The organism is Tolypothrix sp. FACHB-123 (assembly GCF_014697075.1).
In the GTDB taxonomy this organism is placed as follows: domain Bacteria; phylum Cyanobacteriota; class Cyanobacteriia; order Cyanobacteriales; family Nostocaceae; genus Aulosira.
The window spans coordinates 38577-62951 of sequence record NZ_JACJRE010000024.1 but is presented as its reverse complement, the minus strand read 5'-3'; the positions used below and the strand labels follow the sequence as shown (position 1 = coordinate 62951).

Genomic DNA, 24375 nt, shown 5'->3' with positions numbered 1-24375 from the left:
CTGCCGAACTCGTAAGGGTCAGTTGTCAGTTCTCAGCGATGCACCCAGAGCTACAAGAGGTGTTGTCAGTTGTCCTAAAAATTGATGATGCTTGAGCCATAATGCTTTGCTTGTATGACTAAATATTCCGCTCACAATTTGTACTTGATTATTGGAATATTGACTAATGACCAATGACCAATGACCAATGACTAATGACTAATTGATTTACATGATGTGCAAATTCAAAAACAGGGTGAATAAGAAAGCTAATAATGCAGCTAAAGCGAATAAATAAAATAAAGCCTTAGGTTTGAAAATTGATAACATCAAACCTACACCTTTGATGTCAATCATGGGGCCAAAGACGAGGAAAGCTAACAAGGAACCGCTGGTAAAAGTAGAAGCAAAAGATAGGGCAAAAAATGAATCAACTGTTGAACAGATTGATACTACTGCTGCTAATACCAGCATGGCGACAATTGAGCTAATGGGGCCTGCGCCTAGACTTAAAATTAATTCTCTGGGTGCTAGTACTTGGATAGCTGCGGCGATCGCACTTCCTATAACCATGACTGCGCCTAATTCCCGTAATTCCTGGACGAGGTTATCTAATAACAACCGTAATTTATCGGGTAGGGGTTTTTGGCTAGGAGATGATGGGGCGGTTGTGGGGATTAAATTATTATCGATTCTGGTGGTGATACCGGATCTGCCACCGAGGATATAAGTTCCAGATTTCAATAAACCAGAATTTTTGCTGTTCTGTTGTGTTGGCGAACGTCGCCCCCGGCTTGTGGTTTCTGGCGGCGCTGGCGGATTAAACTTGAGGTAACGGGCGATCGCTGGTTGAACAATCGGACTCAAGTCTTTTTGAAAGCTGAATATGTAACCGATAATTGTGGCGATCGCTAAAGAAAAGATGACGCGCAATACCACTATTTCCGGCTGATCGCGAAATGCTGACCAAGTTGACCAAATGACAATTGGATTAATTGTTGGTGCTGCTAGCAAAAAACCAATTGCTACTGGTGTGGGTACTCCCTGCATCAGTAAGCGCCGTGCTACCGGCACATTACCGCACTCACACACCGGAAACAAAAAGCCGATTGTGCTACCAACCAAAGCTCCTAGTAATGGATTTCTGGGCATTTTTTCTACCAGTTTGCGCTCATCTACAAAAAACAGCAGCACGCTGGAGAATAACACTCCTAGAAGCAAGAAAGGCATCGCCTCGACTAGCAGACTTAGAAATATCGTAAAACCATTGTTCAGTTGATTCATGAGTGTCGCAGTCAAAAGCGGTTTGGAGTTTTTAAGTTATGCCTAGTCATTTTATCGGAATGGGGATCAAAAGCAGATAAGGATAATTTAAGCTCATTTTGACCAAAACTAGATATGGGATTTATATTAGCGCTTCCACACAAGAAATCCATAGATACTCAAATATAGTTATGTTTACTTGAGTGAATTTACTGACTATTACCATTCTTAAGAATATCGAAGTTGATAAATGGTTCCAATTATTTAGGGTAACCACCTACTGTACTATAAGAATCCGATTTAGTTCACAGTTTTTAAACATTGGGAAATTTGAGCAGTCGGCGATCTCCAAGAGTGTGGGTTTATGGCAATTTTTATGACTAAATCTAGCTATTAGGCAAAGATTTAACATTATAGGTTCCCTAGCGTTGATAATCGATAGCTCAAGCTAGGTATTGAACTAAGATGAGCAGGGGCTAAAATGATAACTTATCAGTTGCTAGTTTTTATACAATTTCCGAGTTTCCAGTGTCACAAGATTTCAGTTACCAAATATCACCACCAGTTTTATCTCAGGGTAGCGATCGCGATCTCGGTTTAGAGTCAACTCTCCAAGAACTGTCAATGTACGACTTTCAAGTGGAACTTAGCTGTACAGCGATGGAAGTTGCACGGATTTTTGAAAAATACCCTTTGCTCCCTGGTGCAATTTTACGAGAACAGGGGAAATTTATCGGGATGATTTCACGGCGGCGATTGCTGGAATTTTGGATTCGTCCCTATGGAAAGGAATTATTTTTCCGGGAACCGCTGGCGATGCTTTACAGCTATGTCAAAATACCTATTTTGCAGTTGCCGGAGACAACACCAATTTTAACAGCGATGCAACTGACGTTGAGGCGATCGCCGGAACTTGTCGCTGAACCTGTGGTGGTAGAAACTGCACCTGATAGTTATAAGTTGTTAGATATCTCGGAACTAAATCTTGTATCTTGGCAAATTCGCGGTATTGAAACGCAAGTACGCTATGAACGCAGCCAAACCCAAATGATCCAAAATGATAAAATGGCGAGTTTGGGACGATTGGTAGATGGAGTCGCCCACGAAATTTTAGACCCTGTGAGTTTTATTTGGGGTAACTTAACTTATGTCTCTAGCTATAGTCAGGATTTACTCAAACTCATAGCCGCTTACGATCGAGAGTTATCTCCTACTTCCAATTACATTAGTAATTTCAAAGAAGAAATTGAATTTGATTTTTTAGAAGAAGATTTATCAAAAGCACTAGCTAGTATCCGGACTGGTGCGGAAAGATTAAAAAAACTCGTCACTAGTTTACAAAATTTCTGTCATATTGATGAGGTTTATCCTAAACCAGGAGATTTACACGCTTGTTTAGATAGTATTGTCTTGTTAATTAACAGCCGGATTCAAGGAGAAATTGAAATAGTTAAAAACTATGGTCACTTGCCACCAGTTTATTGCTTTATGGGGCAACTTAGCCAAGTTTTCATGAATTTGTTTACAGAATCTATAGATAATTTGTTGAATGAAGTTGTACGCCATCAATTACATCCAGAAAATGCCAATTTTAAAGAAAAACCGCGTATTGAAATTACTACCAAAATTATTTCTCAAGTAGCAGTTAAAGAACAAGCGCCTGATTCTCGCTGGGTTTGTATTTGTATTGCTGACAATGGACTTGGTATGTCTTTAGATTTACAACAGCAAATTATTGAATCTTTTTCTACAGAAAAAAGGGTTGATAAGGCAACTAGTTTAGCTGTTAGTTATCGCATTATTACTGCTAAACATGGTGGTAAATTAAATTTGCGATCGCAACTTGGTAAAGGTACAGAATTTGAAATCTTATTACCTTTACTTTAATGAATCTCTTGAAAATATCATTCCCCTCTATTAATTACGAATTACGAATTACGAATTACGAATTAAACTAGATAGGATAAATTTGTAATCTCCCAAAACCGAGAAACTGTCCGTGGGGTTTCTCCCCTGGGGGAAATGCTGTCACCCCAAAAAGATAAACCCCGCTAATTTGAGGATTTTGTGTTGGTTTTAAAGCAATGGTAATATCTTTACCAGGTGATATTGGGGGATTAAAAGTTAGGGTTACAGTTTGCGTTTTTTGATCGCTGTTAATATCTTTTAAGGCAAACTTCTGTCCTTCTCGCGAATATGTACCTTCATAGGCAAAACTCTTATCTAGGTTAAAGCGAATAGATTCTACACTTTGTCGTTGTTGAATCGTAATTTTTGCCAATGGCTCACCAGAATTATCAGGTAAGTTAATTGTAAAGTAGTAAACTGCGGCTGCTTCATTGACTCGATTGTAGCTAGTCGAAGTTTTTACTAAACGTGGAGGTTGGGTAAAATATGTGATTTTTTGCGAGTTAACTGGTGATGGAGTTGGTAAGGGTTTAGTAACTGCTGGTGTAACTGAAGGAATTGGTGAAGGAATTGGTGAAGGAATTGGTGAAGGAATTGGTGATGGTTGAGTGACTGTAGTAGCTACATTATTACTAGAATTACTACTATCATTAGATTTGAAATTGAAAGCAAATTGACCAATAAGTGAGGAAGATTCCCAAGGTGTTTGTTTACCTTTGGTTTCTTGTACCACATCTGCACGTACTTGCTTAAACATTTGCTCCACATCTAAATTAGGAGTTTTAATGTGGCGCAATAAAGCTGTAGTATAAGGACTATTATTACCTTTGCCATCTAAAGCAACTTTACCCGGCGAAGTTGCATAAGCAATTAAAGTACCTTTAACACTTTGCGTTGGTGCGGCTAAACCTCCTGAAACAGAACGCCATTTTCTGCCAAAGGGATTATTACGACAAGCATCTAAAATAATAATATTTACATCATTAGCTGCATCTTCCATAATATTAAGAACTTTGCCCAAAGGTAAAGTTTCATATCGCACATCCTGTTCTCGTTCTAAACGCGCATCTATAGGAATTAAATAATTTTCGCCATCTACTTGGGTTCCATGTCCAGCAAAGTAAAATAGTCCTGTTCCCCCCTGACGCAACTTGCGATTAAAATCTTCAATAGACTGTTCCATTTGTCGCAAATCTGCATCCTTGAGCAGTGTGACATCAAAGCCTAATTGGCGTAGGGAGTTAGCGATCGCGTTTGCATCATTGATAGGGTTGTTTAATTCTGTCGCTAATTTATAATTAGAATTACCGATGACCAATGCTGTGCGATATTGGCGTTGAATATTAGAATTATTTTGTGCAAGTAAGTTTTTTTGCTTGTAATTCAGCAGGAAATTTTGATTAATATTTGTTAACTTACTTGTAATTTTTGGTATCTTAACTGCTGTTGCAGTAGCTAACAAAGAAATATTAAGATATTTTTCTCCTATATAAACGCTAGCGAATGGTAAAAATATTAGCGTTATTCCTAAACCAGTCAGCCACCTTTGCCTGAACATAATGTTATTTCTTTCTGAAGATTAAAAGTAAATTTGGTGATTTTACCCTTAATCATATCAATATACCTTTTACAAGAATCCTAATTTCCGCAAAAACTCTGCGTACCTACCCTGCGGGAACGCCTAAGGGCGAATGCGTTAACCTTAGCGTACCTTTGCGTTTAAGAAACGTATAAATCATCAAAGCAGGTAAACCCCACCCCTAAAGTTGGGAACATTTACAATTTATCTGACAATAAATTTTCACCACGACGATAAATTTCTTTGGCGTAATCAGTCCAAGTACCCTGTCCCCAATAGCGAAAACAGCTAGTTTGTAATAGAAGATTAAGTAATAGTAACTGGCGATAATTATCTTGTTTAGTCAGAGATAGTGCAGTTGGAGAATCAACTAATAACTTATCGACCCGATCGTGAAATGAACTACTTAATTCATACATAGGAGATAAGACATTTTCATAGCCCTTAATCCAACTAATATGATTAGTCCATGAGGCTCCATCCATGTGGAAATTAGGGTTAGTTTGTTTTAATTCTAAAATTGCATTTTCAACGGCTTCTGGTTGGATATTATCTGGTGCAACTCGCTCCCAGATATAATGTTGTCCTATGGGCTGACAAGCTGTATATTCTTCTGGTTTGCAGCCAGCAGCTTCAATTAATTCTAAATATTCTGTGCCACAAAATCCGACTACGCCTGTTTTTCCGCCACCATGATTTACCATATCTCCCCAAGCTTGTTTAAAAGCACTGGGAAATTCATTCATCATGACGCCGCCGTTTTCTCCATCGCCAATCTGACTGACAATTGGTGGTATTGATAGATTACTTAATTGTTGTTTAGCAAGAGTTTTGGCTTCATAGTAAGGTTGCATCTGAGCGACTAATTTAGTATCTGAACCTTGGGTTTTAATTAAGGCGGTGATACTAATTGTTTCACCTAGGGAATTACGAGCAATTAAACGATGTGGTAAATGTTTATAACTTAGAGGTTGTCCGCTAATTGTTTCTACAGAATGTTCTTGCACTAATAGCCATTTGTAGCCACATTCTTTTAGTGCTTTGACAAAGGCAAATAAAGTATCGGGATGATTTGGTAGGTGCATTTCTGGGGGAGAAAAGCCTTTGACTCGTGCTAATGCTTCCCAACCAAAAATTGCAGCGAAGTGTTGCTGCCATGCCAATATTTGTAATTTAATATCTGCTATGGGTGTGGATGGAATTACGGCATGACTCCACATTGTCCCCAACCATTCTACATAAGGTTGATAGGTGGGATCGCAAGTGATGCGTTTGAGGTTATCGATAATATCATTGCGTCCCATTTGTCTGAGTCCCCAAAAAAGATTACCAGAGTAATCCAGCATGATGCGGGGATTGCAACCTTGCTCGACAAGTTCGGGAATAAAATCGCCCATGCGGCTGTAACAATAGGCAAAAGGCGCGGCGTTGTGGTTATCACCTTCGCCTTGATGTTCAAACATATATTGCAGATTGCTGATTAGTCCGCCATCATAGCCAGCGGGGATGGTTGGCTGGTGCATGTGTAAGGCGATCGCAAATCCGGCGTGAATATTATCTAAGTTTAGGTTGGTTTTTGGTAAAAATATGGGTGAGTTGTGGTTGACTACGGAAAGAACCTCTGTTTCCCAACCAGAAATATTGGGGAGTCCATCGATGATTTCGGGGATAATTGGGAGATTATCGGGTAATTTCAGCATTTCTGGTGGCTCCGCGATGAGGTTGGTTTTATGATTTAACCGCCAAGACGCCAAGAGCGCCAAGAGGAGATCATCAAATCTGTTTTCCTCTGCGTTCTCTGTCTTGAAAAGTTCTGAGCGGAGGAAACCTCCGCTCAGACTTTTCGCTGTGTTCTCTGCGGTTAAAAAATAATTGATTGAACCGCAGAGGCGCAGAGTACACAGAGAGAAGAGAGATATTGTGGGCACAACATAGGCTAACGTGGATCTGAATTGCATAACTACTAATAAGGGTTGTTGACTGTCAACGCTCAACGGTCAACAGCCTTCACGATAGATTGTGCAACTTAAAAGCAGAATAGCTTTGTTGTGCCCCTACTTATGTTACTTGCGGGCGGATACGAAAGATACCATATTTCGGGATATGAGTAATTCTCTGGTGATCAGGCTGAGTTTTTGCGCGATCGCACTGAAGATATTTTGCGGCTGTCTGGGTTTGAAGGCTGGGGGACTAGCTATTTGTAAAATTGGTTCTAGTAACCAAGGTGTCAGGCGTTGACACCATATAGCGAGATGACTTTGCCATCCTACTAAAATTTCTGGTGAGTCTCTCTGTAAGCCTGCGACAAAGGTTTGGGCGACTTCTTGGGGTGTCATGGGAATTACCCAGCGAAATAATTGGAAGCCTTTGACCATGTCTGTGTCTGTGAGGGAAGGTAGCAATGCTTGCACTTGAATATTGTAAGGTGCTAGTTCCTGGCGTAAGGCTTGAGTAAATCCTAAAATGGCGAACTTGGTGGCTGAATAAGTCGCCATTGTGGGTGCAGCAATTTTTCCCATCAAGCTGGAGACGTTGACGATTGTCCCTTGTCTATGGTTCGCCATGCGTCTTGCTACCAGACTTGTGAGGTTATACATCCCTAATAGATTTAGGGAGATTTCTTCTTGAATTTGGGGAAGTTTCGATTGGAGAAAGGGAGTTTGGTAAGCGACTCCGGCACAATTAACTAGTAGATGAATGGGGCCATGATTGCGCCATAGTTGAGCTACAGCAATATTTACCTCAATAGCTTGGGTTAAATCTATGGGTACGATGGTGGCTGCTGTGCCGATAGCTTCGATTTCTTCGGCGACTGCGGCTAATTTTTGGCGATCGCGTGCCAATAGTATCACGCGCTTGATACCTTGTTGGGCTAATTCGAGCGCGATCGCCCGCCCAATTCCACGGGAAGCCCCGGTAATCAGGGCTACCTTACCTTGAATCTTCATGAGTTTACCTCCAAAATCTTGAGTCTTACCGCGTTCTCGCATCCGGAGGGTAAGACGATTTATTTATGATTTTTGACATCAAAACTTTTACCAGGAGAGATTTCTGAGTTAATCTACAAATCCCTTATAGTCAGCCTCCCAACTGCAGAAATGTCTCCCTTGGTGTTTGACAATTACGACTTTGTACAATTGGCTGCATGGATATAGCTCATAGGTTTTTTTATCTCCTTAATCCAAGCATTAACCACAACGCTGTCATACACACGTTAACAATTTCATCAAGTTATGGCAACATTTATTAATAAGCATTTCTTAATACTTGTTTACAAATAGTATATATATAGGCAAAATTTTTGGGATAAGTTTTTATTAATACTGCCTCACTAATATAAAAATTTCTTGACAATCGGTAAAAACTGCTGGCTTAATTCCCTGAATTCAGCGATTTAGCTACATTTGTAACAATTTGCTTGATTACTTAGATATTAACCGTACAGAGAATTTGGGAAACATTTCACTAGCGATCGTCGTCAGCAAATCTACTAAATTTAGGTGATGAATACTCCTAGCCATGCAATTCTCAACCTGGTATTTTTCAGCCAGAATATGCGAAATCAAGCAAGTCACGCAATTTTTATTGGTGCAATTTTGCCTGATGTGCCCATATTTGTGTTCTTTTTCTTGATGAAGTTTGTCTATCGTTTACCATCACATCAAATTTGGTCAGAAGTTTACTATCAGCCCTTTTGGCAAAATATTATCAGTACTTTCCACTCCATACCTTTAGCCATAATTGGGGTAATCATTGCCCATTTTGTGAATTGGCAAGTGATAGAAGTTGGGTTTATCAGTATGGTACTGCACTCACTTTTAGATTTACCTGTGCATAACAACGATGCCCATCGGCACTTTTTTCCCTTTAGCGATTACCGTTTTATTAGCCCGATTTCCTACTGGGATCGCCGACATTACGCGGGGATCGTCGCTTTCGTAGAGATTTCTTTAGTGTTAATCGCCAGCATTTATCTATTTCTTACTATGCGCTCATACTTGCATAAAGGACTATTAATAGCCGTCAATCTATTTTATTGGAGTGCATACATCAAGTTTTACCTGCTAGCTTGAAAATGGGCATTGGGCATTGGGCATTGGGCATTGGGCATTGGGCATTGGGCATTGGGCATTGGGCATGGGAAAGCGAGATTTTCATGTTTGGTTGTGGGTTTTTCTCATGAGGGGCTGACTTGAAAATAAGGCAGGAGGTAGAAGGAAGGATTCCTAATCTTCCTTGTCTTTGTTTTGTATATGGTAATGAAATTTTTTCATCGAGACTGCTTCCCCTAACGCTTTAATCGACAGTCAACAGGTTTGCGCTGCGATCGCTTGTACAAATGCTTGTGTCAAACTCAATTAGCTTGCAACCAAACTTACAAATGCTTTGATCGTTTCAACTAATGCTTGTGTCAAACTAAAGTAGCTTTCAACCAAACTTACAAATGCTTCGATCATTTCAACTAATGCTTATGGCAAACTAAATTAGCTTTAAACTAAACTTATGAATGCTTCGATCATTTCAACTAATGCTTATGGCAAACTAAATTAGCTTTAAACTAAACTTATGAATGCTTCGATCATTTCAACTAATGCTTATGTCAAACTAAATTAGCTTTAAACTAAACTTATGAATGCTTCGATCATTTCAACTAATGCTTATATCAAACTAAATAAGCTCTAAACTAAACTTATCAATCCCATTGTCACGGGTCTTGGATCGCGTTTAGGGGGACGGTGTAGACTTCGGTGCTGGTGTGGTTGGTTGGGGATTTAAGCCATTGAGCGCTTGTTTTAGCTGTTCTGGTGTTAAGGACTGTATCAGACTGAGATTAAGTGGACTTTGACTAATATATTGAGCGTAAGCTGGTTGTAAGTAGCTGCGGGATTCACTACGATTTAAAAGATGGGTTTGTAAGAAAGCTAGGCTTAAAGCTTTGATATAGGAATAAGCAGGCGCACGGTTGGGCCCCAGTAACGCCTCTGGTACTGGTAAGACATTATTGTTAGCTGTGGGTTCTGCGATCGCGCTAAAATGTGTAGCATTTTGAATAACAACTAAGTATTTATTGGGATTGGGTAACCAAGTAAAGGGGTAAATTTGTTCAGCTATGGGTGGGGCAAAGATATCTTCGCTACCAGCTACTAACATTGTTGGCACTTTAATTTGACTAACGCCTGCTTCACCTAAAACTGAACTATCAATGGGATTAATCGCCATCACAGCTTTAATGCGCTCGTCTTGTAAGGGATAATTGGCTACAGGTAACTCATAGGCGCGACATTGCAAAAATACGGAAACATTCAAGGTGCGATTGGGATTGCAATCGCGGCGCAGTTTATCAAAGTTAATTTTCCCTCCAGCTAAAGCCATGACGGTATAACCACCGAAGGAATGACCAATCGCGCCGACTTGTTGGAAATTTAGTTTACCTCGGAGGTTGGGATCGGTTTTATCTAATTGCTGGAGTCGATCGAGTACGAATTTAACATCTAGAGGTCGGTTGAGAAATTCTTGGGCTTCTGGCGGCCCTGCTAAGCCAGCAAAATATAACTGAAAGCGTTCGGCGTTACTACCAGGGTGTTCTAAGACAGCAACGGCAAATCCATGAGATGCTAAATGTTCAGCTAAGTAAATAAAAGCATAACGGTCGGAAGCAACGCCATGCGAAATCACAACTAAAGGAAAAGGCGGTTTAATATTTCCTGTGGTGGCTGCTGATGCTTGCGGTAAATAAATATCTACGGGTAAACTGCGATCGCGGGAATTGTCGTTAAGTTTAAGGCTGGTGATTTGGAAGGGGAAGTTTCCGGGCGATCGCAAATCTGGCTGTTGGGCAAAGTTAACTGTGGCATTATTAGTTTGAGCGATCGTCTGTTGTTGGATCAATGCCACAATTTGATCCTTAGCTCTACCCAACTCTACCAAGCTATTAACTATCTGTAGCCCCTCAGCAAAATTCAACCGCAAACTTTCGCTAGGATACTTACGCAATAAATTGACAACAGTTAACCCTTCGGGAGAAGCAGCTGAGAGAATTAAAGCGGCGCGGATGGCATAAAAACCATTTTGGCGAGATTCTGTCAGTACTAGTTCTCCTAAACGTCGCACCACCGCTTCACCTAAAGGTGAGTAGGTAAACTGGGACACTAAAACTGGACTAATATCAAATTTTTGTTGCAATAGTTGTCGCAATTGCGCTAGTTGTTGAGGAGTCGCACGGCTGGCATAAAATGCTAATTCATTATTGATTTTGCCTTCTTTGGCAAACTTTTCCAGGGATTCGGCCGATAAATAAAATTCTCCAAAGGGAGGGTAAAAAAAACTAATCCGCTCAGCGCCCAATCCAGGGGTCGCCGTCAAAATCGTAGATAATATACCTAAACTGAGGTATTTCAGCAATTTTTTCATCAGCAAAACCCGCTGTCTAACCCGTCCAGACAAACTTGGACGCTGAGGAAAGCAGGGCGGGATCTGTACCGCTTTCCTATTTACTTATTTAGATATATCAAATGGAATATTTTTACACATATATCTAATAGGATAGATAACACTTATCAAGTATTTAGAGATAAAAATTACTTAATTTTTTAAAGAAGTTAAGTATGCGACCATAGTAATTTGCGGTGAATAAATATCGGCTTTTATCGTTTTGCAGCTAGGGTTAATTATTTTTATCTTAACTAGATTACTTACTCCTATAAGTTTTCGTCAATCAAATAGCAGATAATCGTTATTAGGGCGCTGCTAGGACTGTATTAAACAATTTATATATTAATTTATATATTGCAAAAGTTAGTTGCATTCAGATAAATTTGGCAGTTTTTTACGTTATGGATGAAACGAGACATTTTTAATGTATGTAAAAATTTTGCCAATAAAATACCCAATCCCTTATGTCTTTAGAGAGATTTGATTGTATATAGCATTGCCTATAAAATCCAAAGCTGAAGGTAGTTAACAAGCAATGTATTTTCAATGAGACTTCAAAACTAAAAAACTAGCTCTTGGGTTAAAGCAACCGCCAGCAGTCCTGGTAGTCAAGCTATTGTAGAAAAGTATTTGCGCGATCGCCAACCAAGTTAATGGGATCAAGGATAATTAAGTTATTCTGCTTTTAAGTTGCACAATCCATCGTCAGGGCTGTTGACCGTTGACCGTTGACCGTTGACCGTTGACAGTGAACACTCAAAAGTTAACAGCCCATATTAGTAGTTATGCAATTTAGACACGCACTGGCTTAATTAAGTTAATCTGCCACAAAACCTGTAACCCGATAGCTGGAAATTTTTTAAGACTAGAGGAATTAGGTAAGTATGTTAACTCACCGGACTGTGATTGTAATTATTGATGCGGATGAAAGCGATCGCGATTACGAGCATCAATTACAGCAAGATGGGAGTTTGGCATACAAAATTATCACACAGAATTATAGTCAGCAAATTGGGGTACAGTGGGGATCGCAATTAATTGACGGCATTCTCTTAGCACTGACCTCGCCCCATGCTGATAGTATAAATGCGATCGCTCAACTGCAAGCACAAATGGGCGATCGCTGTCCGCCGATTGTGGTAATTGATGATGGTGATGCAGAGATGGTGGTGCGCGCCTTTAAAACCGGGGCGGCGGATTATTTAGTGAGAGAGAAAATGACGCCTGATGATTTGCGCCAAGCCATGCGCAGTGCGATCGTCAATGCTGAATTAAAACGAGAATTTCAACGCAGCCAAGAGCAATTTCAAACTTCTGTAGAGAATATGCTCGACTGCTTTGGGATTTTCTCCGCTATCCGCGATGATGCTGGCGAAATAGTAGATTTTCGGATTGATTACCTCAATGCGGCGGCTTGTGAAAACAACCAGATGGCGAAAGAAATGCAGATTGGCCGGGGTTTATGTGAACTATTCCCAGGTCATCGCACATCGGGATTGTTTGAAGAATATTGTCAGCTAGTAGCAACCGGAGAACCGTTAATTAAAGACTCACTCATCCACGAAGATATTTATGGCGATAGACGGCTAGTGCGGGCTTATGATATTCGCGCATCCAAATTGAATGATGGTTTTGTGGCTTCCTGGCGCGATATTAGCGATCGCAAACGTTTAGAGTTAGAATTGCGCTTTTCACTGAAAAATCTACAACAACAGCAAAAAAAAATACAAAGGCTGATCGAGACAGCTCCCATTGGCATTGCTATTGGCTCAGCTACAGGGGAAGTCAAAGTAATTAACGATGCCATGCTAGAACTACACGGCTACACCAGGCAAGAGTTTGCCCAACAGGGAATGAATTGGCATGAGTTTATCCCGCCAGAACTTTCTGGACAAACTGAGCCAGTAATGGCGCAACTACGCCACCAAGGCTTTCTCCCACCCCATGAGAAAGAACTGCTGCGTCGAGACGGAACCAGGGTGCCCATTTGGATCAGTGCAACTCAATGGTTAGATGGTGAGAATGACCATATTGCCTTTGCCATAGACTTAACCGAGCAAAAACAAGCTGAGGCAGTAATTCAACAATTAAATCACGACTTGGCCAATCGGGTATCAGAACTGCAAACCCTGTTCGAGATCATACCTGTGGGAATTGCGATCGCCACAGATCCTGACTGTTTGCAAATGCAAAGTAATGCCTATCTGCGTCAATTGCTTGGTGTGAGTGGTGGAAGGAACGTCTCGAAAAGTGCGCCACCCCAGGAGCAACCACCCTACCGCACATTCCGCAATGGACAGGAAGTAGCAGCCGCCGATTTACCGATGCAAATGGCTGCCAGATTAGGTGTAGATGTGCGCGATGCCGAATTTGAAATTCTGCTGGCTGATGGTACAGTCTGTCAGATGTTAGCTTATGCCACTCCTTTACGAGATGAACAGCAGCAAATCCGGGGTTGTATTGGTGCTTTTGTCGATATTACCGAACGTCACCAAACCGCAGCTGCGCTCAAAGCCAGCCAGCAACGTTATCAAGAGTTGGCGGAAGCAATGCCGCAAATGGTGTGGACAGCCGATGTTACAGGGGCAGTGAACTACTGGAATCAACGTTGGTATGATTACACAGGCTTGACTCCAGCCGAGTCAATGGGAGTAGAGGGCGTCAATACAGTTCACCCCAAAGAACGCGATCACACTTTAGAAAAATGGCGTCAGTCAGTAGCCAACGGCCAAACCTTTGAAATGGAATACCGCATCCGTCGTGTTGATGGTGTGTATCATTGGTTCATTAGTCGGGGAGTGCCTACCAGGGATAGCCAAGGTAAAATCACCGGTTGGATTGGCACAATTACAGATATTGACCACCAGAAGCAATTAGAACAAAAATTAATCGAGGAGATTGCTAACCACGAACGCAGCCAAGCCATTCTCCAAGCATTTATCGCTGCTTCCCCCACTGTTTTAGTTTTGTTTGATCGCCAACTACGCTTTCTTTATGCTAACGAAGCCCTCGCTAAAATTAATGGCTTACCCTTAAGCGAGCATTTAGGAAAAACTTTATGGGATGTTGTACCACAGATGGCACCCCAGTTTGCGCCCTTGCTCCTTGAGGTCATGGAAACTCAACAGCCAGTTCTCAATCTGGAGTTTAGTGGTGAAGTCAGGCCGGGTGTGTTTCGGCATACAATCGCCAATCACTATCCTGTGTGTTTATCCAATGGCGAAGTAATTGGGGTAGGGGTAGCAGTGATGGATGTTACCCATCTCACCCAAGCAAAACAGGAACTCGCAGCCAGCGAAGCCCGCTTCCGTACCTTGGCAGATAACATTTCTCAGTTTGCCTGGATGGCAGACGCGAACGGAGCGATTTTCTGGTATAACCAACGCTGGTATGACTACACTGGTACAACCCTGGCAGAAATGACCGGTTGGGGTTGGCAAAAAGTCCATCACCCCGAACATGTTGAGCGGGTAGTGCAAAAATTTCGTCAGGCGATGGAAACAGGGGAAATCTGGGAAGATACTTTTCCCCTACGGGGTAAAGATGGACAATATCGCTGGTTTCTCTCCCGTGCTATTCCTGTGTATAACGAACAGGGGCAAGTTTTGCAGTGGTTTGGCACTAATACTGACATTACCGATTTGCGGCAAACCGAAATTGCCCTGCAAGAAGTTTATATTCAACTAGAAGCCGCTTTGACGGCAGGTTTAATTTACACTTGGCGTTGGCAAATTTCAGAAAATTTGGTCTTCACAGATCGCAGTTCCGCCCACCTATTCGGTGTCGATCCCGAAACTGCCATAGCTGGTTTACCAGTCGAGCAATTTCTCAACGCCATTCATCCAGAAGATCTGCCCCTAGTCACCGCTGCCATTAAACGCGCCATTGTCTATAGAGAAGATTATGTAGCTGAGTACCGCATTATCAATGCCGATGGCCAAGAACGCTGGGTAATCGCGCGAGGACGAGTAGAATATGATGCCAATGGCAAAGCCATTGCCTTTCCCGGTGTCTTGGCTGACATTACCGATCGCAAATGCTCAGAAGCCGCCCTGCGTCAAAGTGAAGACCGTTTGCGGATGGCCATTGAATCTGCTCAATTAGGCACTTGGGATTTAAACCTCAGCACCAATCAACTCATCTGGGATGCAGGCTGTAAAGCCATGTTTGGTTTACCCCCAGAAGCAGAAACTAGCTTGGAGGTATTTTATGCCGGACTGCATCCAGAAGATCGCGATCGCTTGGAACGAGTAGTACAAGACGCCCTCAACCCAGCCAGTAGCGGTAACTATGATGTAGAATACCGAACAATCGGGATTCATGATGGCATTGAACGCTGGGTTAAAGCCAAAGGGCAAGCCTATTTTGACCCTGCGGGTCATCCCCTACGCTTTATTGGTACGGTATTAGATATTACTGAACAAAAACGCGCCGAAGCCGAACGCGAACAACTATTTCAGCAAGAACAAGCCGCAAGAGAAGCCGCCGAACGCGCCAACCGCATCAAAGATGAATTTCTCGCCGTACTTTCCCATGAATTGCGATCGCCTCTCAACCCCATTCTCGGCTGGACAAAATTACTGCAATCGCGCAAGTTAGATCAAAGCAAAACTGCTGAAGCCCTGGCTACGATTGAACGCAATGTCAAATTACAGACGCAATTAATTGACGATCTGCTTGATGTTGCCAAAATTCTTCGTGGTAAACTCAGCCTCAATCTAACATCGGTGAATTTATCTTTTATCATTGCTGCGGCAATTGATACAGTGACAACAGCAGCCACAGCTAAATCTATCTCAATTCAGACCCAATTACCCGATATTGGGCAAGTATCAGCAGATGCTGCCCGCTTACAGCAAATTGTCTGGAATTTGCTTTCTAATGCCGTCAAATTTACCCCTAATGGTGGGCGGGTAGACATTGAATTACAAAAAGTAGGCGATCGCGCAGAAATTATCATCAAAGATACAGGCAAAGGCATTAGTCCAGACTTTCTGCCCCACCTGTTTGAATCTTTCCGCCAGGAAGATGCTTCGATCACGCGCAAGTATGGAGGATTAGGGTTGGGTTTGGCGATCGTCCGGCAATTAGTTGAAGCTCACGGCGGGATCATCAAAGCTGACAGTCCAGGTATCGGTTTAGGGGCAACTTTTACTGTCTGCTTGCCCCTACTTAAGGGACTTCCAGAAATTCCGCAACCAGAGCAATTTTTGGCAGAAATACTTGATTTAACCGGAATTCGCGTCCTCGCAGTTGATGATGACAGCGATGCCCGTGAGTTGTTAACAGTATTACTTAGCCAACAAGGTGCAGAAGTTGTCACAGTTAACTCTGCTGCGGAAGTGCTAGCAACCCTAGAGTTTTTCCAACCAGATGTCATAGTTAGTGACATTGGGATGCCCGATGTAGATGGTTATACCCTAATTCAACAAATTCGTGCTCTACCACCCCAAAAGGGCGGACAAATTCCCGCGATCGCCTTAACTGCCTATGCCAGAGTTGACGATCGCCAGCGCGCCTTAAACAGTGGCTATCAAAAACATGTCACCAAGCCACTAGATCCAGAAAAATTAGTTCAAGCAGTTATTGCACTGACCAAAAATTAAGTAAGTTGGCGTAATTGGAGATTACTGACCTTCCTATGCCCCATGCCCAGTCTCAGCTTTGAATGTACATTCAAAGCTGAGAAATGTCTTCAAGCTTTTAAAACCACATTAAAGGAATTTAAATAACCATTGATGGTTTTAGCTAAAGATTGACGTTGTTTTCTTGTCGTCACAGCCATTACTTGATACAAACGCCCTTGGGCAAAATACATTCTATTTTTAGTAAATTTACCCCCAGCATCAACATACTCAATTTCTTTGCCAGGATGACCATTAGTACTGCGAATATCTCGCTGTCTAATTAAATTGCTTTTTGTGGTCTTTAAAGCAATATCTCTGGCATTATTCAGGACTGTTTGGGGATTAGCCATTTGACCATAACTGTAAGGAAAATCATTGTAAGCCACTACATAAGCTACTTCCTGTTTTGGTGGTTGAGTGATAAATAGTTCTACATTGATTTCCCCCATGTAGGTTTTTTGGGTTTGAGTATTCCTTTGGGGTATTCCAGGCATTAAAACACTAAATCGTCCATCGGGGCCAGTAAATAACTGCCATTTTGGCTGGACTGGTTGCGTAACCTTAGCCTTCGCAGGAGTAGGAGTAACTTTTGGTTTCGCTTGAGCTGCTTCTACCAGTAAAGAACTGCTACATACAAGCGTGGCAGCAAGTAAGGGCAATAAAAGTTTAATTGTCATAGATTTTGCTTTTGATGATGCTAATATCACCGATGCTAGCTGTTATAACCTAGCAGCATACAAAGCAGCACCAATTAGCCCGACTTGTTGGTTGAGAATAATATACACCGGTATTTCTTCGAGGAGAGAACGCATCCTGCCTTTTTGGGTGAAGTTTAATAAGAAACTACCGGCTTGCATTAACGGCAATATTTTGGGAGCGATACCACCAGCAATATATAATCCACCATAAGGTAAAAGTTTAATGGCAAGATTTCCCGCTTCAGCTCCGTAAAGTTCGACAAATAGCTGCATAGTTTGTTCGCAGAGGCGATCGCGTCCTTGGAGTGCAGCAGTACCAATAATCGCATTCGGATCGACGCTTTTCTCTAGCTTTCCCGCCTCTTGTTCCCAAATTCTCACAACATGGGCAATATCTGGTGATTCCGCCGCAATTTTTTGATCGCGCAAAAATTGGTAAATCGAGATGATTCCCTGACCAGATACGACTCTTTCTACAGAAACACGCTGAATATCATGTTTATCCATCAGGTATTTCATCAGCCGAAACTCTAACTCGGTACGCGCTGCAAAATCAGCATGTCCGCCTTCGGAAGGAAATACTTGATACTGTTCTCCTTGCTTGATTAAAAATCCTTGTCCTAAGCCAGTCCCCGCACCAATAATCGCAATAGGTGCTTCAGCTTTGGGTTTACCTGGTTGTAACGTTAATAGATGTTTATGGTTTAAGCCGAAAATCCCATGACCAACCGCAGCAAAGTCATTAATTAGGGAAACAGAAGCAATTTCCAATTCTTGTTGTAGACGCTCGCTATCTAAATACCAAGCTAAATTAGTCAGCTTAGCAGTATTGTTCACTACCGGGCCTGCGATCGCAAAGCAAGCTTTTTGTGGTTTTCCAGCCTTAGCTTTCGCTAAAAACTGTTTGACTATCGGTACTAAATCAGGAAAGTCCTGGCTGTGAAAACTCTCCTCATAAATATTGCGTAACAGATGTGAGTCTGAGGTTTCATTTAACTTTGCTGAATCTGTGGTTTCCGTTAACCGCAGAATAGTTTTTGTCCCACCTATATCTCCCGCTAGTAGTAATGTCATAAAATTTATAAGTAATAAAGTGACTTTCTCAGTACATAGCAATGTATCTAGATTAGCGGAAGCCAAGATTTAAAATCTCTATCAGATCTATCAGAGATTTAAACAAATCGAACTACCTCCTCTACCTCAACTAGATGAGAAGTATCTCCCTTAAGTTCTAGTAACCATTCGGAGTCTTGCAACACGACTTTGACTAAAGAACATAAAGAAGCCTTCACTTCCATTTTTGCCACTTCTCCGACTAATCCCATCGCCGCACCTAGTACAGAAGCGCCATGTCCTACTAATAGAATATTCTGCGGGTAGAATTCAGTGGCTAAACATCTAGCTGTTTGTCCAGAACGTCCCCTGACTTGTTCTTGGGTTTCAGGATATTTAGCGGCAATGCGTGCAGTATAGCTGATATCTATTCTGGGAAATAACTCTGCTAATGCTGGCGTTGACAGCCTTTCTGGTTCTTCTGTCATCCAAGCCGGATTTAGCCATTCACTTAAACCCGTTTCTAAATTAATCGGTAAATCTAAGGCTTCAGCCACAGCATTCGCTGTTTGCACTGTGCGCAGAAACGGAGAAGCAAAAATATGGCTGATTTTCTCTGCTTTTAGGCGATTTGCTAGCTGTTTTGCTTGCATGAAACCATCCTCTGATAAAGGTGGATCGTAGCGTCGTTCAGCAGTCAGAAACCAATCGGGGTTGACAAAGTCGAGGCGGTTGGCGTGTCTAGCGATCCAGATGATTTGACTCATGACTTTAATTGTTCAGGCGAATACAATTCGCTACAGCAGTAGATACCCAAAAACTGGGCGACAAATCTAAATATATTATAAATATTATGATGTTTTGTAAAACAATTTCTGTCAGGGGAAGACATCTGAGATAATTTCTCATTTTAAGAAACTCAGTCAGTCAGTTGAGATTATTACTAAACATTGAGAAATTAGCTTTAGTTATCTGATTTGATTTTTCAAAAAATCTGCCGCTCTGTATTGTGCGTATCGCCCATCAAACCTGGATATATTTGGCAGTGGTTACCCTACGTATATTGCTAAATATTGAGCAACTAGCTAGTGAATAAACAGCAGGATACAAATCGATATAAATAATATAAACAATTGTATAAACTTTAAGACAACATAAAATATTAAAAACTTGGATACATGCCAGCGTAAATTGATATTCAGGAAAGTATGGATAAAAAAATGATACCCCTGTTTACGCGTTGTCTGGCAGAATTTCTCGGAACATTGGTGCTAGTTTTAGGCGGATGCGGAAGTGCTGTGTTTGCAGCAGCCTTTCCTGATGCCAAAACCAATGAATTGGGAATTGGTTTTTTAGGTGTGTCTTTAGCATTTGGTTTGACAGTACTGATTATGGCCTATGCGATTGGTCATATTTCTGGCTGTCATCTTAACCCAGCTGTATCATTTGGTTTATGGGCAGGAAAACGGTTTCCAGGTTCAGAATTACTACCATATATTATTTCCCAGGTATTAGGAGCAATTTTTGCCGCAGGCTTAATTTATCTCATTGCTAGTGGTAAACCAGGCTTTACCCTTTCAGGATCTAATCCATTAGCAACAAATGGGTTTGGAGTACATTCTCCAGGCGGTTATTCACTGGTTGCTTGTTTCATCACAGAAGTTGTATTAACTTTCATTTTTTTAATAGTAATTTTAGGTTCAACCGATGGGCGTGCGCCTAAAGGCTTTGCACCTATTGCTATTGGTTTAGCACTGACTCTAATTCATTTAATTAGTATTCCCATTACCAACACATCAGTAAATCCTGCACGTACTACTGGCCCTGCACTGTTTGCTGGGGTAGAAATGTTTCGCCAAGTATGGATGTTTTGGATTGCGCCTATTTTAGGTGCAATCTTAGCTGGAACTTTCTATGCACGGGTATTAGGTGAATCAGGAGAACCTGTTGTAGGTGAAGCAGAGTTACAGTTGAAATAGCAATTTTCAAATACAATATGATTCACAATGCCCACCAAAAACATAAAATGGTGGGCATTGCCTATATATAGCCATCCTATTTCAGTTGTGAAAAATATCGGTTTTGGCTGTTGACTGTTAACAGTCAAGCTGTGATTTTTATTTAGCGGTATTAACCTGCAATATCTGCATCTTCAAAAATTCCATTACAATCAATCGAGACAACAATTACATGTCCGCCAAATAAATCGCCATCCTCATAATATATGGTGGCGCTACCGTCAAAATTTAAATGGACTGCTTCCAGTTTGATCAAATTCATGAAAGTAGGGCAGTCAATTGCATCGCTATTATTCCAGCTATCATTGTACAAGTCGAGAAGATGGTTAGCTGCCGAGCGACGAAGGTTGACTTCTTGTTGTTGAATTCTGGTGAAGGAATGATAAGCAAGTTCGCTAACAGATGGTGTTTCTATATTCTCACTGTCAACGCTCAAACTAATAACATTTCCTGGAGTAATTTCCAGCTTACCTTTCCACCAATTTAAGTCATTATGCCAAGTTAATTCACCTAAAATTTTATTTTTAATTACTTGTTGAGTCATACTTAAATAAGTGAGTAATTGCAGATATAGCAATTCTAAATTAATGCTGAAATTTTAGATGTATGGTGAATAAGAAAAGGTTTTAATTCCCCCTTTTTTCGCCCAAATTCATACCAATTCACGACAACCCTGATACAGGGCATTGCCTTGTCCCTACCAACGTATTGGTATCATGATTAAAATTGAAACGGTAAACGTAGCAAGATGCATTCTCAATGAGCAACTTGTGTTCTGAATGAAGCAACATGCATTCTCAACCAAGCAACTTGTGTTCTCAAGCAAACAACATGCATTCTTAACCAAGCAACATGCATTCTCAACCACGCAACATGCATTCTCAACCACGCAACTTGTGTTCTGAATGAAACAACATGCATTCTCAACCAAGCAACTTGTGTTCTCAACCAAACAACTTGTGTTCTCAACCAAACAACTTGTATTTTGACTTTTGACTTCCTCAACAGCGGCTCTAGGCACTTCTTAAAGCTACAATTGGGTCGAGTTTGGCGGCGCGTCTTGCGGGAACAACACCAAAGAATAAGCCGATTCCACCAGAAATACCAACAGCCATTGTAATTGCTACGGGAGAAATGCCAGCTTCTAAGGGTGTTAAGGCGGCGACTAAGAAAATACCACCAACACCTACCGCAGTCCCGACAAAACCACCAATGGCGGAAACAATTACGGCTTCAATCATGAACTGTAACAAAATATCTTCCTCTGTTGCGCCGATCGCTTTTCGCAATCCGATTTCTTGAGTGCGTTCGGTGACGGATACTAGCATGATGTTCATGATGCCAATGCCACCAACAAACAAGGATATGCCCGCGATCGCTGCTAGCATAATTGTTAATGCGCCTGTAATTTGTCCGACTGTTTGCAAGGCATCTTTCTGAGAACGGATGGTAAAGTCATCTTCGCTGATAATTTTGTGGCGTTGTCGCAGTAAATTGGTAATTTGAAATTCTGCTGCATCCACAGTCTCGGCATTTTTGGCAGAGGCGACAATATAGCTTAGCTCCAAGCCGTAGGGAGAAGTCCGCCCGATGAGGCGATTAGCTGCGGTAATTATTGGGACTAATACAGCGTCGTCGTAATTCACGCCTAAGTTGGAACCTTTGGCTGCGAGTACACCAATCACCTGAAAGCTAGTATTTTTAATTCTTAACTGCTGTCCGACAGGATTACTACTACCAAATAATCTTTGGGCTAACTCTGCACCCAATACAGCCACTTGGTTGCTGCGCTTCATATCAATGTCAGTGAAAAATCGCCCTGTGGCTGTTTCAAAATCCCTGACGATTAAAAAGCTGGGAGTTGTGCCAATGATATTAACATCGGTGTTGCGATTGCGGTAAGTCACTACTTGGCGGCTATTTAATTCGGCAGTCACATTTGCTACTGTAGGGACTTGAGATGCGATCGCTTCTGCATCTTCCAAAACCAGAGTTTTTGGTACATCCCTAGAAATACGTTGAGTTTCTTGGTTACCTGGAAGCACAAATAAGATATTTGGCCCTAAGGACTCCAGCTGTTGAGAAACATACTTTTGTCCGCCTTCACCAATCCCAATCATCGCAATCACCGAAGCGTTACCAATAACAATACCCAGCATGGTAAGCGCACTGCGTAACTTATTCGCCAGCAGGGTTTTCCCCGCCATTTGAATGCTTTCTAAAAAGTTCATTGTTAATGGTCAATTGTCAGTGGTCAGTTGTCAGTTGTCAGTGGTTAGTTGTCAACCGTCAACCAACTTTTACTCTTTCGCCTGATCTATTTTGTAATCTTTTGGCGGGTTAATAAAAATGCGATCGCCACTTTTGACACCTTCTAAAACCTGGGTTTGGTCTTCGATTTGTGCGCCAACGGTAACTTGGCGAAACTGGGGTTTATTGTTGGCGTCGGGGACGAGTACGCCTGTTTGTCCTTTTTCGGTGACGATGGCGACGGTGGGTAATACTAAAGCATTGTTGACGCGATCGCCTAAAAAGGTCAAATCCACATTCAAGCCTGAACGCAGTTTATCTAAACCAGTATCTAATGCCACCCGCACTTGGAAGGAAGTTACACCCTGTTCAACTACCGCTTCCGGTGCAATTAGGCGCACGCGACCTTTAAATACTTGGTCGGGGTAAGCATCAGCAACAATTTCTACCAATTGTCCGGCTTTAATTCTACCGATATCAGCTTCGGGGACTTGGGCTAATACTTCTAAACCCCGCGCAACGGCGACAATTGAACTAGATGTAGCTGAGGCGCTGGTAGATGCTGAGGTTGTTGGTGTCACAAATGAACCAACATTAGCGTACTTCTGAGTAACAATTCCGTCCAAAGGTGCGCGAATAACTGTATCTGCAAGCCTTACCTGGACTGCTTTTAATTGAGCTTGAGCTGCTTTGACTGCTGCTTGGCGTTGGGCAATTTCCTCAGGACGGCTACCATTTTCTAACAGCACTACAGCGGCGCGGGCTTCGGTAACTGCGGCTTCTCTGGCGTCGATTTCTTCACTGCGAGTTCCACTTTGCAGTAGAGAGAGGCGTTTTTGCGCTTCTTGTAAACCAGCTTGGGCGCGGCTATTTTCACTGATATATTGATCGAGCTGATCTTGAGAAGTTGCGCCAAGCCTAGTTAATTCCCGATACCTTTCCACTCGTGCTTGTGTCAATTTTACTTGGGCTTGGGCTGATTCTACTTGCGCTTGCGCCTGTCCAATTTCTTGAGCACGATTACCCGCACGCGCTGCGGCTAGTTGGGCTTCGGCTTGGGCTAGACGTGCTTTTGCTTGGGCGATTTCTTGGGGACGACTCCCGGCGCGGGCTTCATCGAGTTGGGCTTGGGTTTGGGCGATATTAGCTTGATACTGAAGGATTTGCGCTTGAATTTCACCGACATCCATCCGCGCAATTACTTGTCCTTGTTTAACGCGATCGCCTTGTTCAACATATAATTCACCCAACACACCAGGATTTTTAGGACTGATATTTACACTTTGAACTGGTACTACCTTCCCACTAGCAGCAATCCGCAAGGTAACGCTTTGGGTTTCTACGGGAACTGTTAGTTCCGAGATATCTTGTTGGCTAGTTCCCCGATTCACCAAATTATATGTGGTAGTAGTACCCACAACTAAAGCACCTGCTGTTACTAGCCCTATCAGCCAGCGCATTGGATACTTAAGTTTTTTGCCAATCAAGGGGATTTCTATGTACGTATTCATAATACCAGCCGATAAGGATGATTTTGCTGAAATAGCTATCAGTTAATAGACTATGAC

Annotated in this window: 15 protein-coding genes; 4 read left to right on the top strand and 11 right to left on the bottom strand. The window is 41.9% G+C overall.

The genetic code is table 11. The features are described 5' to 3' along the window. Nucleotides 1-207 precede the first annotated feature (207 nt). Nucleotides 208-1263 (bottom strand): permease, encoded by a 1056-nt coding sequence (locus tag H6G41_RS17195; protein ID WP_190747400.1) that lies wholly within the window; start codon nucleotides 1261-1263, stop codon nucleotides 208-210. Between the two features lie 507 nt (nucleotides 1264-1770). Here H6G41_RS17195 and H6G41_RS17190 point away from each other — a divergent pair. Continuing rightward, nucleotides 1771-3129, top strand: a complete 1359-nt coding sequence (locus H6G41_RS17190; RefSeq protein WP_190747399.1) for a sensor histidine kinase — start codon at nucleotides 1771-1773, stop codon at nucleotides 3127-3129. A gap of 67 nt (nucleotides 3130-3196) precedes the next feature. On the opposite strand, the gene H6G41_RS36000 is transcribed toward H6G41_RS17190, so the two are convergent. From H6G41_RS36000 to H6G41_RS17175, 3 genes are all read right to left on the bottom strand, one after another. Continuing rightward, nucleotides 3197-4708, bottom strand: a complete 1512-nt coding sequence (locus H6G41_RS36000; RefSeq protein WP_306790434.1) for a DUF2808 domain-containing protein — start codon at nucleotides 4706-4708, stop codon at nucleotides 3197-3199. 218 nt (nucleotides 4709-4926) lie between these two features. Further along, nucleotides 4927-6429, bottom strand: coding sequence for a glycosyl hydrolase family 57 (locus tag H6G41_RS17180; RefSeq protein ID WP_190747438.1), 1503 nt, complete (start codon nucleotides 6427-6429; stop codon nucleotides 4927-4929). A 363-nt stretch (nucleotides 6430-6792) separates the two neighbouring features. Next, nucleotides 6793-7677, bottom strand: a complete 885-nt coding sequence (locus tag H6G41_RS17175; RefSeq protein ID WP_190747398.1) for an SDR family oxidoreductase — start codon at nucleotides 7675-7677, stop codon at nucleotides 6793-6795. 555 nt (nucleotides 7678-8232) lie between these two features. On the opposite strand from H6G41_RS17175, the gene H6G41_RS17170 reads away from it, so the two are divergent. After that, entirely contained in the window at nucleotides 8233-8802 is a 570-nt protein-coding gene (locus H6G41_RS17170; protein ID WP_190747397.1) for a hypothetical protein, read from the top strand. A 652-nt stretch (nucleotides 8803-9454) separates the two neighbouring features. On the opposite strand, the gene H6G41_RS17165 is transcribed toward H6G41_RS17170, so the two are convergent. Further along, complete coding sequence (locus H6G41_RS17165; protein WP_190747396.1) at nucleotides 9455-11140, bottom strand: alpha/beta hydrolase; 1686 nt, start codon at nucleotides 11138-11140, stop codon at nucleotides 9455-9457. Between the two features lie 905 nt (nucleotides 11141-12045). On the opposite strand from H6G41_RS17165, the gene H6G41_RS17160 reads away from it, so the two are divergent. Next, nucleotides 12046-16767, top strand: coding sequence for a PAS domain S-box protein (locus tag H6G41_RS17160; protein WP_190747395.1), 4722 nt, complete (start codon nucleotides 12046-12048; stop codon nucleotides 16765-16767). Between the two features lie 89 nt (nucleotides 16768-16856). Here H6G41_RS17160 and H6G41_RS17155 read toward each other — a convergent pair whose 3' ends face one another. The 3 genes from H6G41_RS17155 to H6G41_RS17145 form a co-directional block, all read right to left on the bottom strand. Continuing rightward, entirely contained in the window at nucleotides 16857-17465 is a 609-nt protein-coding gene (locus H6G41_RS17155) for a hypothetical protein (protein ID WP_190747394.1), read from the bottom strand. A 42-nt stretch (nucleotides 17466-17507) separates the two neighbouring features. Beyond that, entirely contained in the window at nucleotides 17508-18560 is a 1053-nt protein-coding gene (locus H6G41_RS17150) for a glucokinase (protein WP_190747393.1), read from the bottom strand. A 98-nt stretch (nucleotides 18561-18658) separates the two neighbouring features. Next, nucleotides 18659-19306, bottom strand: coding sequence for a histidine phosphatase family protein (locus H6G41_RS17145; RefSeq protein ID WP_190747392.1), 648 nt, complete (start codon nucleotides 19304-19306; stop codon nucleotides 18659-18661). A gap of 453 nt (nucleotides 19307-19759) precedes the next feature. Between H6G41_RS17145 and aqpZ the strand changes: the two genes are divergently transcribed. Further along, nucleotides 19760-20518 (top strand): aquaporin Z, encoded by a 759-nt coding sequence (gene aqpZ / locus H6G41_RS17140; protein ID WP_190747437.1) that lies wholly within the window; start codon nucleotides 19760-19762, stop codon nucleotides 20516-20518. A 151-nt stretch (nucleotides 20519-20669) separates the two neighbouring features. Here the strand turns inward: aqpZ and H6G41_RS17135 are convergent, their stop codons facing one another. The 3 genes from H6G41_RS17135 to H6G41_RS17125 form a co-directional block, all read right to left on the bottom strand. Beyond that, nucleotides 20670-21101: a DUF2262 domain-containing protein gene (locus H6G41_RS17135; protein WP_190747391.1), complete on the bottom strand. Its 432-nt coding sequence runs from the start codon at nucleotides 21099-21101 to the stop codon at nucleotides 20670-20672. 469 nt (nucleotides 21102-21570) lie between these two features. Beyond that, nucleotides 21571-22788 (bottom strand): ABC transporter permease, encoded by a 1218-nt coding sequence (locus H6G41_RS17130; protein ID WP_190747390.1) that lies wholly within the window; start codon nucleotides 22786-22788, stop codon nucleotides 21571-21573. 69 nt (nucleotides 22789-22857) lie between these two features. Beyond that, entirely contained in the window at nucleotides 22858-24318 is a 1461-nt protein-coding gene (locus tag H6G41_RS17125; protein WP_190747389.1) for an efflux RND transporter periplasmic adaptor subunit, read from the bottom strand. Nucleotides 24319-24375: the final 57 nt, after the last annotated feature.